Consider the following 14,528-nt stretch of genomic DNA (forward strand, 5'->3'; position numbering starts at 1 on the left):
ACGGATTATACTTCTGCTTCTTTATTGGCTAACTGACCGCAAGCGGCGTCGATGTCTTTACCTCGGCTTCTTCGTACCTTTACTACAACTCCAATATTTTCTAACGCTTTTATATAGGCCATAATCGATTCTTCTGAAGCTTGCTGGAATTCGCCGTCATCAATTGGATTGTATTCAATTAAATTGACTTTGCAAGGCACATATTTACAGAATTTTACTAAAGCATCAACCGAAGCTTTGTCATCGTTGATTCCTTTCCAAACTACATATTCGTAAGAAACTTTGCTTTTTGTTTTTCTGTACCAATATTCTAATGCTTCTCTTAAATCTTTTAAAGGAAAGTTTTTGCTGAATGGCATAATACGCGCGCGGGTTTCGTCTATTGCGGAGTGCAGAGAAACTGCCAGCTTAAACTTCACATCATCGTCTGCCATTTTTTTGATCATTTTCGGAATTCCCGAAGTCGAAACCATGATTCGTTTTGGAGACATTCCTAAACCTTCTTCTGAAGTAATCATATCGATGGCTTTAATGACATTATTATAATTCATTAAAGGTTCGCCCATTCCCATGAAAACGATATTCGAAAGCGGATGATTGTAATACAGACGGCTTTCTTTATCAATAGCTAAAACTTGATCATAAATTTCGCCTGGTTCTAGATTTCGCATTCTTTTTAATCTTGCTGTTGCGCAGAAATTACAATCTAAACTGCAACCTACCTGACTAGAAACACAAGCTGTAGTTCTAGTGTCTGTCGGAATTAAAACAGATTCTACGACAAGACCGTCATGAAGGCGTACGGCATTTTTTACTGTTCCGTCACTGCTTTTCTGCATTGTATCAACTTTTATATGATTGATTACAAAGCTATTTTCAAGCATTGATCTAGTAGCTTTTGCGACATTTGTCATGTCATCAAAACTATGTGCTCCTTTACTCCACAACCATTCGTAAACCTGATTTCCGCGAAAAGCTTTATCTCCATTTTCAACAAAAAAATCGCGAAGCTGTTCTTTTGATAAGGCCCGTATGTCTTTTTTCTCCATTTGCATGCTGCAAAGTTAAGCACTTTTGTTATTTTTTTTTGTTTTTTGATGTCATTCTTATTTAAAATTCAAAAAACTGGAAAAAAATTTCTTCAAAATTTCAAACGTTTTATTAAAGCTTAAAGGCTGTAAACACTCGCTTTTTATTTTTTTGTACTAAAATAATATTTTAAGCCACTTTTTTGATCAAATACAGGAGTGGCTCTCTTTTGATTTTTCCCAACTAAAACCAAAGCAAACTTCTGATTTACAACTATTTAAACCTATTTCCTTTTTCAAACAGAACTGCTTTACTATCCTAAAAATCAGCGCTCTTTTTATTATAGGTTTTTAATAAAATTTTAACAATGATTTTTATCATGTGCGATTCTATGCATACATAATACATTTGATACAAGAAAAATATACTAGTCGGTTAGTTTCTTTAGTAAAGAACTTCGAGACTAAAATGAATAACCCAAAATACTACATTCTCATGAAAACTCTCAAATCAATTTTTCTGATCGTTGCAGTTACTTTTTTTACTTTACAACTAAATGCACAAAAAAAATATAGCGTAGACTCAAAATCAACTTTTGAAGTGGCAGGAACTTCTACAGTTCATGATTGGGTTATGAGATCTACTGAAGGAAATGGCACTGCCGTTTTCAATATAAAAGACAACAAGCTAAATGCCATAAACAGCCTTACTGTTATACTGCCAGCAGAAAGCCTAAAAAGCAGCAAAACCAGTATGGACAACGTTGCTTATGAAGCTCTGGACACTAAGAATAATAAAACTATTGAATACCTTTTAAAATCGGCACAAAAACTAAGCGAAACTTCTTGGGAATTTACCGGATCATATACTATTGCTGGTGTGAGTAAAGAATACAAAACACAAGTAAACATAACAGCCAGCAACGGAAATTTTATTTTACAGGGTGCAAATCAAGTCACTTTTGCCGATTTTGAAATGGCTCCTCCAAAAGCGGCTCTTGGTGTTGTTAAAGCTGGAAAGGACTTGACTATTCTTTTTAATATTACGCTAACCGACTACGCAAAAAACGATAATACCCTAGTGATCAATTAGGGATTCACAACAACTTTTATTCTGATTTATTGCTTAACAAACAGGCTTTTTGCCGAGTGTTTGAGGTAAATCGCACCCTTATTTTAGTACTAAAAAAATTAATTATCAACTTAATAAACATGACAAGATGAAAACCAATTCAATAAAATTAATTGCACTTGTAATTGCATTCTTCGGAATGACAACATTCGCAGCAGCGCAGAAATCTTACACTTTGGATAACAAATCTACTTTTTCTGTTGCAGGAACTTCTACACTTCACGACTGGGAAATGAAATCGGCTTCTGGAACTGGAACGGCTTCTTTAAATATTGCTAATGGAAAATTAACCGATATAGAAGCTTTGACAGTCACTCTTTTAGCCGAAAGCATTAAAAGTGAGAAAAAAAGCATGGACAAAGTAGCGTACGAAACTTTAAAAACAGATAAAAACAAAACCATAAAATATGTTCTGAAATCTGCTGAAAAAGTTAATGATAATACTTGGGAACTTACGGGAACTTACACGATTGCTGGAGTCAGCAAAATCTATAAAACTTCTGTAAAAACAACGGTTACAAAAGATGGTCTAAACCTTCAGGGATCTAATAAAATCACTTTTACAGAATTCGGAATGAAGTCTCCGACAGCAATGCTCGGAACCATAAAAACAGGACAAGACTTAACCCTAAAATTTAATTTAACCTTTAATTTATAAGCGTCATGAAGAAGATTTATATACTATTTATTACATTAATAAGTACGCTTGCTGTAAATGCACAAGTTAGTTTTGGAAACATGCAAAACCAAATTTCAAGAGATAAGAACGGTATCAACGTTTTTGACGTTCAAAAAGACGATCGAGAATTTAAAGGTCTTAGTATTGATCTTGGCGGTGCTTTCAACATGGATTTTCAAGCTACAAATTCATTCAACGATCAACCTAACACTGTTACAACTACAACTACTACAGCTACCGGGACTACTGTTAGAACAATTACTGGATACCGTTTAATGAATACTGAAAACAATTTTACGCTTCCTGGAGCTGATATGTATCTTGGCGCTCAATTGTTTGACGGAGTACGAGTAAATTTAGATATTTATTTGGCTTCAAGACACCACAATGATTCTTATGTAAAAGGTGGATACTTACAAATTGACAAGTTAGACTTTATCAAAAAAGATTTCTTGGCTGATGTAATGAAATATGCTACCATTAAAATTGGACAAATGGAAAATAATTTTGGTGATGCTCATTTCAGAGGTTCAGATAATGGTAACACCATCAGAAATGCATTTGTTGGCAACAACATCATGTATTCTTTCACTACAGAAATGGGTATGGAGGTTTACTACAACAGAAACGGATTGGTAAGCATGTTAGGTGTTACAAATGGTAACTTAAATCAAAGTAATGAAGAAGTATTTTATCCCGCTGGTCCGAACGCTAACACGACACATAGTCCTTCAATCTTAGCTAAATTTGGTTATGATAAACAGCTTAATAAAGATTTAAGAGTAAGATTAACGGGTTCATATTACCACAATGCAAATTTGGGTAACGCAAACATATATTCTGCTAATAGATCAGGATTTGGTTATTGGGGTATATTGAATAATAACGCTTATAAAAATACCATTACTAAAACAGATGCGAATGGCACTGTTATTTCTACAACCACTACCGATGTTCCTACTAGTTTCAGTAAAACATCTACCCCAGAGGCAACGTTCAACCCTAATTTCAAAAATTGGGCTACTACCTACATGATTAACCCTTTTGTAAAATACAAAGGACTAGAATTCTTTGGAACAATCGAATTGGCTTCTGGAGGAGACAAAGCAGGAACTGACGACAAACGTACGGCTAATCAATATGCTTCAGAGCTTATTTACAGATTTGGAAAAACAGAACAATTCTATATCGGAGGGAAATACAATACTGTATCTGGAAAACTATCTAATGCTGATGCTCAAAAGGTTACTGTAGATAAATTTGAAGCAAGTGCAGGTTGGTTTATGACTAAAAACATTTTAGCTAAATTAAACTACGTTAATCAAAACTATAAAAATTACGCTCAATTTACAGGAGATCCAGCTACTGGAAATTTAAACAACTTTTACGGAGGTAAATTTGATGGTTTAGTATTCGAAGCTACAATTTCATTCTAAAAAAAATGAAAACAAGATTTTTAATCTTAATTATGGGTTTAGTAGCTTTCTTTTTCTTAGGAAGTGCTAAACCCACTTTTTTCCCAGAAGATACTGCTGTGGTAATAAATAAAATTAAAATAGAAATCACAGGATTATCAACTGTTGGTAAATACAATTGCTCTAACACCTTTACTATAAAAGATACTGTTTTTGTAAATTCAGTTAAAAAGAACACTTTTAATACAGAGATCAAAATGTCAGAATTTGATTGTGGCAATAAGATAATGACCAAAGATTTGCAAGGAACTGTAAAGGCTAAAAAATTTCCGAACAGCACTGTTTCCATTAGCGACATAAAACCTGTCGGAAAAAATTACAAATGCAGATTAAACTTTTTCATTACTGATAAAACACTGAAATACAAAGATTTTATTCTATACAATACCGACGACAAAATTCAAGGAACTCTTAATTTAAAATTCTCTGATATTGAATTGGAAGCTCCCGTAAAGATGGCCGGATTAATTAAAGTCAAAGATGACATTGTGATTAATTTCAGCTTATACAAAAAATAATTTTTTCGCATTAAAATTTAAAACGCTATTACAAAAAAATCCAAAATTTGGCACAAGAATTGTTTTGCTCTTAAAAGAAAAATAATCTTACAAAGAGCTCAATCATTTTAAAATTTGTACTTTTATTTTTCAGCCATTTAACCTTTAAGTTTTATCAACCTAAAAAAAATTAAATTATGAAAAAACAAATTTTGAGTTTAGCTGTAATTGCTTTATTAGCTTTCGCTGTTCAATCATGTGAGAAAAAAGAAAAAACTGCAGAAGATGAATTAACTCTTGGAAACAAAGTTGATTCTCTTACAACAGATATCGAAGAAGTAAAAGACAGTGCTGTAATCAAAGCCGAAAACGCTGCTGCAAAAGCTAAAGATGCTACTGAAAATGCAGCAAACGATGTTAAAGACGCTACTAAAAAAGCCGCAAATGACGTCGAAAATGCAGCTAAGAAAACAGCAAATGATGTAAAAGACGCTACTAAAAAAGGCGCTGAAAAAGTAGAAAATGCCGCTAAAGCTGCTAAAGACGGAACTGTAAAAACAGCTAAAGATGTAAATGAAGCTTTGAAAAAATAAAATTCATCTAATCCTAAACAGAAACCATTCGCAAAACGAATGGTTTTTTTTATGCCCGATACTAAGTGTATAATTTTGTATTTTTGTCGCTAAATTACAAGATACTAAAACATGCATTTTATCTCTCAAGAATTAGAAGATTATATCGAACAGCATTCTGAAAAAGAACCAGAATTGCTGGCGAAACTAAATAAAGAAACCTACCAGAAAATATTATTGCCAAGAATGCTGAGCGGTCATTTTCAAGGTCGTGTTTTAAGCATGCTTTCTAAATTGATTCGTCCTGTAAATATTCTAGAAATTGGAACTTATACTGGTTATGCGGCTTTGTGTCTGTGCGAAGGAATGCAAGAAAACGGACAATTGCACACTATAGATATCAAAGAAGAATTGGTTGATTTTCAGCGAAAATATTTTGATATGTCTCCTTGGGGAAACCAAATTTTTCAGCATTTAGGTGAAGCTGTAAACATCATTCCAGATTTAGATCTAAAATTTGATTTAGTTTTTATTGATGCTGACAAAGAAAACTATCTGAATTACTGGGAAATGATTGTTCCAAAAATGAATAAAGGCGGCATTATTTTGTCTGATAATGTTTTATGGAGCGGAAAAATTCTGGATCCTGTTCATCCAAATGATGTAAGTACAAAAGTACTTTTAGAATACAATCAGCTTTTAAAAGACGATCCTAGAGTAGAAACGGTTTTATTACCCATTCGTGATGGATTGACGGTTTCGAGAGTTCTTTAATCAGAAGGTTCTAAGCTTCTGAGAGACTAAGGTGCTAAGGTTTTCTTTCTATTTAAAAAAATTAAAATGACTTACTCTAATCAGGTAGATAACGAAGGTTTTTCAATAATAAATAATGTTTTTTCAGAAAATGAAATTGAAAATATAATTTCTTTGATTGAAAACAAAACTACAGATAATCAAGAAAGTGCTACTTTTAGAAAGTCACAAGATTTATTTGCGATCAGACAATTTCATAAAGAAGTTCCAGAAACTCTTCCTGTTATTTTTAATAAAAAACTTCAGGAAATTATAGAAGACACTTTTGGTGAAGGCTTTTTTATAACGAAGTCCATTTATTTTGACAAACCAGAAAAATCGAATTGGTTTGTGGCTTATCATCAAGATTTAACAATTTCGGTTGATCAAAAAATTGAGGTTGAAAATTTTGAAAATTGGACTGTAAAGCAAAATCAATTTGCTGTACAGCCTCCAGCAGAAATATTAGAAAACAATTTCACAATCAGAATTCATATCGATAAAACCACCAAAGATAATGGAGCTCTAAAAGTGATAAACAACTCGCATTCGAAAGGAATTTTGAGAATTGAAAACCTTGATTTCGAAAAAGAAAAGGAAACAATCTGCGAAATCGAAAAAGGTGGAATCATGATTATGAAACCTTTATTATTTCATGCCTCAAATAAAACCACAAACAATGAACGAAGAAGAGTCATCCATATTGAATTTAGCAAACAACAGCTTCCAAATGGCTTGGAATGGAGCGAAAAAACGATTTTGAACTGAGGTTCTGAGCTACTAACGCGCTAAGACTCTAAGATTTTGGAAAGAAAAAAAACTGAATTGCCTCCAGTTTTAACTGGAGGAATAAGTTTGACACAAAAAAACCTTCAGCTAAAGCTGAAGGCTATTGATAAAATATATTTTTAAAAAAATAAGTTTAATTTTTAGGGAAACTTAGAAGCTTAGCATCTCAGCACCTTAGAAGCTTTAAAAAACCTATCCCGGAAAATATTGCGGTTTCAGCTTTCTATAAACCAAATATAAAAGTGATCCGAAAAGCGCCCCGAAGAAATAGCCTGCTAGGATATCTCCTGGGAAATGCAAACCTAAATAAATTCGACTATAAGCGAATATTAAAGGCCATAGAAATAAGAATCCTATGTATTTAAAATAACGTCTTAAAACCCAAAATAAGAAAGTTGCAACTGCCATTGTATTGGCTGCATGTCCAGAGAAAAAGCTAAACGATTTTCTAACCTGAACCACTCTGATGATTGAGTTCACTTCAGGATCATTACATGGTCGTAAGCGCTGAAAAGTATGTTTGAATAAATTGCAAGTTTGATCTGTAAAAGCAAGCAGAATTGCTATAAAAAGTAAAATATACAGGGTTTGCTTTCCTCCTATTTTTTTATAAATAAGATAGAACAATAATAAGAAAAATGGCGTCCAGTTTAATTGGCTGGTAATAATAAGCCATAAGTTATCGTATGTTTCAGAACCTAATCCGTTTAGGTAGATTAAAAGATCTTTATCTAATTCCTGTATTTTTTCAAGCATTATCTTTGGCGTTTTATAGGTCCAGAAACAGAATCAATATCTTCTTTTACTTTTTCAATTTCATTAGCAGTATCTCCTAAAAGATTTCCTGTATCTCCAAGTAAATTAGATTTTGCACTATTAATTTCTGCATTGATATTTCCTGTAATATCACTTAAGGATTTTGAATCAAGACCATTAGCCTCTGCTCCTTTCTGGATTTCACTTTTAATATCATTAGTTGCATTTTTTAATTGAGCCATTGCTTTCCCCATTGTACGCGCAATTTCCGGCACTTTGTCTGAACCAAAAAGCATTAACACGATAAACAGTATGAAAACTAATTCTCCTCCTCCTATACCAAACATAACTTTTATTTTTGTTGTCGCAAAGATATTAAATTTTGAACGCTTAGTGTTTTAAAATTAACTTAAAAAGTCCTTTAAAATACTTTCAAAAAAGAAAAAAGTCCATCAAGCTTTTGAACCTGATGAACTTTTTATCCTAAATTTTATTTATTTAGTCAAATTTTGACTTTGTTTCTACTTTTGGCCAAGAGTTATTGGTCACATCAATATCTGCTGTCAGCAATTGCGGATCAATCTGAATACTCTTAATTGCTTTTGTTGTAGCGTAAACTTTTCTAGCTGTCTCATTACTTTTTCTCCAGATTTGTGCTGGATATTTGTAATTGTCTTTAGAACCGTCTTCGTAAGTAATCTCAACTAAGATAGGCATGATCATTCCGCCTGGCTTATTAAATTCTACTTCGTAGAAATATTTAGGAGATTTAATGCTTGCTTTTTCTTCAGCCGTAAATGTCTGATCTACATAATCTGCCAAAGGCTTGAAATCTTCAACTTTTAAAGCTTTTTTCTTAGAATCGCTTACTTCTGCGTTATCTCCAGAAACCAAGTAAACAAAAGGTCCTTTTTCAAATCCGAAACGGCCTTTTCTTACTTTAACATTCTTAAGATCAGTCGTTGGAGTATCTGAAACATAATATTGTTTTACATCGTTAATTCCGATATCAACAAAATCTGTTGAGTAGAACCATCCTCTCCAGAACCAATCCAAATCTACTGCAGAAGCATCTTCCATAGTTCTAAAGAAATCTTCTGGAGTTGGGTGTTTAAACTTCCATCTGTTTGCATAAGTTCTGAATGCGTGATCAAATAATTCTCTTCCCATAACTACTTCTCTCAAAATATTAAGACCTGTAGCCGGTTTTCCGTAAGCGTTGTTTCCAAATTGGTGAATCGTTTCTGAGTTTGACATAATCGGCTCTAAGAACTTTTGGTCACCGCTCATGTACGGAACAATATTTTTTGCTGGCCCTCTTCTTGAAGGGAAATTTGGATCTAATTCCTGCTCAGCTAAATATTCTAAAAATGAATTCAAACCTTCATCCATCCAAGTCCATTGGCGCTCATCTGAATTCACGATCATTGGAAAGAAAGTATGTCCAACTTCGTGAATAATTACACCAATCATTCCGTTTTTAACTTCTTTACTAGTCACACCATTTTCATCTGGACGACCGTAATTCCAGCAAATCATAGGATATTCCATTCCTTGATCTTCTGCAGAAACTGAAACTGCTTTTGGATATGGATATTCGAATGTATGAGAAGAATAGCTTTTTAAAGTATGTGCTACAACCATTGTAGAAGTTTCCCCCCAAAGCGGATTTGCTTCTTTTGGATACACAGATTCTGCCATAACAGTTCTGTTACCTATCTTAACAGCCATTGCATCGTAAATGAATTTTCTTGAAGAAGCAATTCCGAAATCACGCACATTTTTAGCACTGAATTTCCACGTTTTTTTCTTTTCAGAGAAACCTTTTTCAGCCGCTTCAGCTTCCGCTTGCGTCACAATAACTACAGGTTTATCAAATGATTTTTGAGCCTGTTCGTATCTTTTTACTTGTTCTGCTGTAAAGACTTCGCTTCTATTCATTAATTCCCCAGTTGCATCAATCACGTGATCTGAAGGGACTGTAATGTTTACATCGAAGTTTCCGAAAGGAAGAGCAAACTCTCCGCTTCCCCAGAATTGCATGTTTTGCCATCCTTCAACATCGTTGTAAACTGCCATTCTTGGATAGAACTGAGCAATTACATATAATTTGTTGCCGTCTTTCTCGAATAATTCATATCCTGAACGACCGCCTTCTTTTCTATAATTATTGATATTGTACCACCATTTGATTGAGAAAGAAATTTTTTCTCCTGGTTTTAAAGGCGAAGTCAAATTAATACGCATCATGGTTTCATTGATCGTATATGACATCGCACTTCCTTTAGCGTCTTTAACTTGTTCGATATTAAAACCGCGCTCTAAATCTTTTTTCAAATATTTAGAAGAAAAACCATCAAGCGGCAAAACCTGACTAATTTTATCACTTTCAGCTAATGAAGTCTGCGTATTTGCTTTGGCCTGATTCTGATCTAACTGTACCCATAAATATTCCAAAACATCTGGCGAATTATTAGTGTAGGTAATAGTTTCAGATCCGCTTAATCTTGAATTTTTATCATCCAATTCAACATCAATTTTGTAATCTGCCTGCTGCTGGTAATAAGCCGGCCCTGGAGCTCCAGAAGCTGTACGAAACATGTTTGGCGTTGCCATAAGATCGTACATCTGGCTAAACTTATTCGTATCGTACTTTCCTTGTTGCCTAGCAGGTGCGGTTGTTGCTTTATCCTGCGCCACTAACATTGCAGGAAAAAGTAATAATAATGAAAGTTTTTTCATAAAAATTTAATGGTAATTTCTTTAGGCTGTGAAAATAGTAATTATAACATTAATATTACCAATACATTAATATTTTAACAATTCTTTCCTTGAAGATTCTGTAAAAAGCACACTTCTTTTTGTATCAAATGCTGAAATATGTGTAATGTTTTGCTGTTCTGAATTCCAATCTACCAAAATTGTATTGGAAATCTCAAGAGTTTTAAATTTATCTACATCCTTAATTCTCGAATAACAGACTAGAACATCATCAGCTTCAACTTCTTTAGATAAAAAAGTTATTGCTTTTGACTGTCCATTTACTTTGATTAAAAAATGTTCAGAAAGGTATTTTTTTAGCAATTCAACATCTGCTGGAGTTTCTTTGCTTGTGCCCACAAATGTTTTTTTGTGATACTTCTTCTCCATTGCATTATTCAAATCATCAATAAAAATGCGGGAAGTAATCTGCAGCATTTTCTTTTCTGACGCATAATTTATCTGAAAAACACCAACATAAAATTTATGAAAAGCAAATGCTGAAGACAATACAAACAAAATACCCAACAAAGGATAAACTAACTTTTTTTTCATTTTTGAACAGCAGAAGCCTTCTTAAATTCTTTATTCTTATTAATCATGAAATCCATCAGCTGAAACTTTTGATCTGGATCTACCATTTGCTTAGAATGCGGATCGTTGGAGCAGTACATTAAGAAAAGCTCTATTTCATCGGGCTTAAGATTCAGTGTCTTGGTGTAAAAATCTTTCGTAAAATTATCTTTAGCATATTCTACAAAAGCGATATCGGTAACCTCTTCCTCTTTTACGTCTTCTTTTTTACTTAAAAGCTTTTTGACATCTTTAAAGATTCGAACAAAATCAGTTCCATATTTTATAGTCTGATCTGAGAGCATTGCAGTATTTTTTGCTGTAGACTGATTATCATCTTCAAACTGCATGTCTACAAATTTCTGAGAACCGCCCTCCAGCGATTTAACCTTCAAATCTTTCTTAACTACAACTTCTTTAAGCTGATTATTTACCAAATCCAGCTTTACTTTTAACAAAACCTCAGCACAGTCTTTTTCAGTTAAAACTATTTTTTTTGATTGAAATGTAAGGCCAGAAAAAAGTAAAGTATCTTTTGGCTGTGCCATAATATCAAATAAACCGCCAGAACCAATAAATGTTCTGACATTTGCATTAATATTCATTACATAACCACTTTCTATGGCTAAAAAATCATTTATAACCTGACCGTGTAATGGTTTCCTAAAACCGTTTTGCCCTAATACAAATTGACAAAATAAGCATACAACGAGTACTCCTAATTTATTTTTCATTTTCGAGAATTGTTAGATATTTCCTTGCTAAATCTGTGATCAAAAACATACTCATTGTTTTGTTCTTTGTATTCAAAGATACAGCAAATTCAGCATCATCCACACAAAATAATTGAAATCCTTTTATATAATCTACAGGTATTTTCAATCTTTCAGTATAATAATTCTCCTCAAAAAGATATTCCAGCTTTCTAAAAAGAGCTTCCTTTTTCTCTACATTCACTTCTTTTTTCAGCATCGCAGTTCGCCCCGAAATACCATTTAAAAGCTTATCAATTGGTGCTGAAGTAGCCGTATAAACTTTTCGTTCTGCGGGTGTGTATTTTTTCTGCCCGTACGGAATAATTCCTAAATTTTCAGCCGTTATATTCGCGTTTTCATTTACAATAACCTCTTTCAATTCGACTTCTTTTGCTGTCATCTTTACAACTAAAGTATTCGGATACAGATCTTCAGACACGACTCTTCTTTTTAGAGGCTCCAAATTGACAGCAGAAAAAACCAAAACATCTCCCTTTTTAGCCGGTATTAAAAAATTACCCTCAGAATCTGAAACTGTCGCTACTTGAGTATTATTATTAATGATATTCACTCCTTCAATTGGAGTAGAATGTTCCAGCACTTTTCCGACTAATTGTTTGGCATCGTTTTTTTGTCCAAAACTAATTTGAACGAAAAACAAAAAAACAAAAATTGATATGATTTTATTTTTTTTCACCAGCAATCATTTCTTTATATTTTACAGCTAATTCTCCTAAAAGAAATTCTGTAGAAGTTTTATTTTTAGAATTCAAAATTGCAGTAAACTTATCATTTTCTATTGCATAATATTCAAAACCTTTTACATAATCTGCCGGAATTTTTAATCGGTCAATAAAATGATCCAGACTAAACATATTTTCCAGAAGCCTCATAAAAAATTCCTTTTTCTCAACGGCAACTTCTTTTTTAAGCATCGCTGTTCGTCCTGAGAAAAAATTCAGCAACGGATCTGCAGAGACAGAACCTCCTGCCATTGTTCCTCCGTTTGCTGTAGCATTCAATGCAGTCGCTGTTTGCAGTTTGCGTTCTGCTGCAGTGTATTTTTTTTGCCCTGACGGAATTACACCCAAACTTTCGGCGTTAATATTATCATATCGCTTTACCACAACTTCTTGCAACTGATACATAATCATAGTAAGATTGACGGTAAAATTGAGATTAGAAAAATCTTCTTGTTTTAGTAAAACCCTTTTTTCTTTAAAACTTATCGAAGAAAAAACCAGAACATCGTCTGCTTTTGCCAAAATCGAAAAAGATCCAGAGGCATTTGTAGTCACAGTTTCTTCGGTTTGCGCATTAATGACATAAATACCTTCCAAATCTGATGCATTGGAAACTACCGAACCATTAAAAACAGAACGATCCTGACTCTGAGACCAGCCAACCTGTCCCGCTATAACAATTAAAAAACAAGTAATTTTATGCAGCAAAATGAAATAAATTAAAAATATTCTTAAAACGGTAAAAATATCTCAAGTAGTTCCAAATTTAATACTAATGAGTTGGTAAAAATATGTTAATTAAAATCTTAAAAACTTAAACAAAATCAGAGTTTTTAATACCTTTAACAAACAAAAATTTGAGTTTAAAAATCATGAAAAGCATTATTATTGCAAGTACTTCTACTTTGCACGGAGGCAACTACTTAGAATATATTTTACCTACTTTAAAAACACATTTCAAAAACTGTCAAACGATATTATTTATTCCTTATGCGCGCCCTGGTGGAATTTCGCACGAGGAGTACACCAAAAAAGCGGCTGAAGCATTTGCTACAATCAACATTGCTGTCAAAGGAATTCACGAATTTGAAAATCCACAGGACGCGGTAAAAAATGCGGAAGGAATTTTTACTGGCGGAGGAAATACTTTTTTGCTAGTTACACAGCTTTACAAAAACAACGTTATGCAGTTACTTTCTGAAACTGTAAAAAATGGAACGCCATATCTTGGGTCAAGCGCAGGAAGCAATATCTGCGGTTTATCAATGCAGACCACAAACGATATGCCTATTATTTACCCTCCTAGTTTTCAAACTTTAGGATTAATTCCATTCAACTTGAATCCGCATTATTTGGATGCCGATTTACAATCGAAACACATGGGAGAAACTCGTGAAACAAGAATTAAAGAATTTCACGCATTCAACGCAATTCCAGTTTTAGGTTTAAGAGAAGGAAGCTGGTTAGAAGTAAAAGGAGAAAAAATCACCTTGAAAGGAGACTTGAAAGCTCGCTTGTTCAGACAAAATCAAGAGCCGGCAGAATTAGAAACAGAAAGCGACTTGAGCCACCTGAAATAATTTTTAATTTTTAAACCATATAAGTTATATAAGTTCATTTATTAAAGTTTATTTTAAAAATAAAAAAACTCACTTTTACTTACATTACTTATATGGTTTAAAAAATAAATAAAAACAAAAAAGCCTCAAACAATGTTTGAGGCTTTTGAAGAGCGAAAGACGAGGCTCGAACTCGCGACAACCAGCTTGGAAGGCTGGAGCTCTACCAACTGAGCTACTTTCGCATTAACCGGGTGCAAATTTAAAAAGTTTAATTTTAAAAACAAATAAAAATTAAAAATTTTATTTTCACAAAAACAAAACTAAAAAGTTTGTTTTCTAGAGCGAAAGACGAGGCTCGAACTCGCGACAACCAGCTTGGAAGGCTGGAGCTCTACCAACTGAGCTACTTTCGCAT

Annotated in this window: 16 protein-coding genes and 2 tRNA genes; 8 read left to right on the plus strand and 10 right to left on the minus strand. The window is 33.3% G+C overall.

What is annotated here, in order from left to right; genetic code table 11:
* Window positions 1–5: 5 nt before the first annotated feature.
* Window positions 6–1,055 carry a 23S rRNA (adenine(2503)-C(2))-methyltransferase RlmN gene (gene rlmN, locus Q9Q97_RS21465; protein WP_306160892.1) on the minus strand — a complete coding sequence of 350 codons (1,050 nt, stop codon included), beginning with the start codon at window positions 1,053–1,055 and terminating at the stop codon, window positions 6–8.
* A gap of 469 nt (window positions 1,056–1,524) precedes the next feature.
* On the opposite strand from rlmN, the gene Q9Q97_RS21470 reads away from it, so the two are divergent.
* From Q9Q97_RS21470 to Q9Q97_RS21500, 7 genes are all read left to right on the plus strand, one after another.
* Window positions 1,525–2,121 carry a YceI family protein gene (locus Q9Q97_RS21470; protein WP_306160894.1) on the plus strand — a complete coding sequence of 199 codons (597 nt, stop codon included), beginning with the start codon at window positions 1,525–1,527 and terminating at the stop codon, window positions 2,119–2,121.
* 127 nt (window positions 2,122–2,248) lie between these two features.
* On the plus strand, window positions 2,249–2,818 hold the full coding sequence (locus Q9Q97_RS21475; protein ID WP_306160896.1) for a YceI family protein: 570 nt from the start codon (window positions 2,249–2,251) through the stop codon (window positions 2,816–2,818).
* 5 nt (window positions 2,819–2,823) lie between these two features.
* Window positions 2,824–4,275, plus strand: coding sequence for a hypothetical protein (locus tag Q9Q97_RS21480; protein WP_306160898.1), 1,452 nt, complete (start codon window positions 2,824–2,826; stop codon window positions 4,273–4,275).
* 5 nt (window positions 4,276–4,280) lie between these two features.
* Window positions 4,281–4,832, plus strand: a complete 552-nt coding sequence (locus tag Q9Q97_RS21485) for a hypothetical protein (RefSeq protein WP_306160901.1) — start codon at window positions 4,281–4,283, stop codon at window positions 4,830–4,832.
* 176 nt (window positions 4,833–5,008) lie between these two features.
* Window positions 5,009–5,404 (plus strand): hypothetical protein, encoded by a 396-nt coding sequence (locus Q9Q97_RS21490; protein ID WP_306160903.1) that lies wholly within the window; start codon window positions 5,009–5,011, stop codon window positions 5,402–5,404.
* Window positions 5,405–5,515: 111 nt separating this feature from the next.
* Window positions 5,516–6,157: an O-methyltransferase gene (locus tag Q9Q97_RS21495; protein ID WP_306160905.1), complete on the plus strand. Its 642-nt coding sequence runs from the start codon at window positions 5,516–5,518 to the stop codon at window positions 6,155–6,157.
* A gap of 66 nt (window positions 6,158–6,223) precedes the next feature.
* A complete protein-coding gene (locus Q9Q97_RS21500) occupies window positions 6,224–6,943 on the plus strand; it encodes a phytanoyl-CoA dioxygenase family protein (protein ID WP_306160907.1) in 720 nt (239 codons plus the stop codon).
* 213 nt (window positions 6,944–7,156) lie between these two features.
* On the opposite strand, the gene Q9Q97_RS21505 is transcribed toward Q9Q97_RS21500, so the two are convergent.
* From Q9Q97_RS21505 to Q9Q97_RS21535, 7 genes are all read right to left on the minus strand, one after another.
* Entirely contained in the window at window positions 7,157–7,720 is a 564-nt protein-coding gene (locus tag Q9Q97_RS21505) for a phosphatase PAP2 family protein (protein WP_306160908.1), read from the minus strand.
* On the minus strand, window positions 7,720–8,067 hold the full coding sequence (locus Q9Q97_RS21510; RefSeq protein ID WP_306160910.1) for a twin-arginine translocase TatA/TatE family subunit: 348 nt from the start codon (window positions 8,065–8,067) through the stop codon (window positions 7,720–7,722). Before Q9Q97_RS21510 ends, Q9Q97_RS21505 begins: the two co-directional genes overlap by 1 nt.
* Before the next feature lie 151 nt (window positions 8,068–8,218).
* Window positions 8,219–10,462 carry a M1 family metallopeptidase gene (locus Q9Q97_RS21515; RefSeq protein WP_306160912.1) on the minus strand — a complete coding sequence of 748 codons (2,244 nt, stop codon included), beginning with the start codon at window positions 10,460–10,462 and terminating at the stop codon, window positions 8,219–8,221.
* A 66-nt stretch (window positions 10,463–10,528) separates the two neighbouring features.
* The gene (locus Q9Q97_RS21520) at window positions 10,529–11,035 is read right to left on the minus strand and encodes a DUF6702 family protein (RefSeq protein WP_306160914.1); all 507 of its coding nucleotides are present in this window, start codon (window positions 11,033–11,035) and stop codon (window positions 10,529–10,531) included.
* A complete protein-coding gene (locus Q9Q97_RS21525) occupies window positions 11,032–11,787 on the minus strand; it encodes a hypothetical protein (protein WP_306160915.1) in 756 nt (251 codons plus the stop codon). The genes Q9Q97_RS21520 and Q9Q97_RS21525 overlap by 4 nt, the downstream gene beginning before the upstream one ends.
* Window positions 11,777–12,469, minus strand: a complete 693-nt coding sequence (locus tag Q9Q97_RS21530; RefSeq protein ID WP_306160917.1) for a carboxypeptidase-like regulatory domain-containing protein — start codon at window positions 12,467–12,469, stop codon at window positions 11,777–11,779. Before Q9Q97_RS21530 ends, Q9Q97_RS21525 begins: the two co-directional genes overlap by 11 nt.
* A 22-nt stretch (window positions 12,470–12,491) precedes the next feature.
* Window positions 12,492–13,259, minus strand: coding sequence for a carboxypeptidase-like regulatory domain-containing protein (locus tag Q9Q97_RS21535; RefSeq protein ID WP_306160919.1), 768 nt, complete (start codon window positions 13,257–13,259; stop codon window positions 12,492–12,494).
* 164 nt (window positions 13,260–13,423) lie between these two features.
* Here Q9Q97_RS21535 and pepE point away from each other — a divergent pair, with 164 nt between their 5' ends.
* A complete protein-coding gene (gene pepE, locus Q9Q97_RS21540) occupies window positions 13,424–14,131 on the plus strand; it encodes a dipeptidase PepE (protein WP_306160922.1) in 708 nt (235 codons plus the stop codon).
* Between the two features lie 151 nt (window positions 14,132–14,282).
* On the opposite strand, the gene Q9Q97_RS21545 is transcribed toward pepE, so the two are convergent.
* Both Q9Q97_RS21545 and Q9Q97_RS21550 read right to left on the minus strand, forming a co-directional pair.
* Window positions 14,283–14,355, minus strand: a tRNA-Gly gene (locus tag Q9Q97_RS21545).
* A 98-nt stretch (window positions 14,356–14,453) separates the two neighbouring features.
* A tRNA-Gly gene (locus Q9Q97_RS21550) sits at window positions 14,454–14,526 on the minus strand.
* Window positions 14,527–14,528: the final 2 nt, after the last annotated feature.

Source organism: Flavobacterium sp. DG2-3 (assembly GCF_030730925.1).
Taxonomy (GTDB): domain Bacteria; phylum Bacteroidota; class Bacteroidia; order Flavobacteriales; family Flavobacteriaceae; genus Flavobacterium.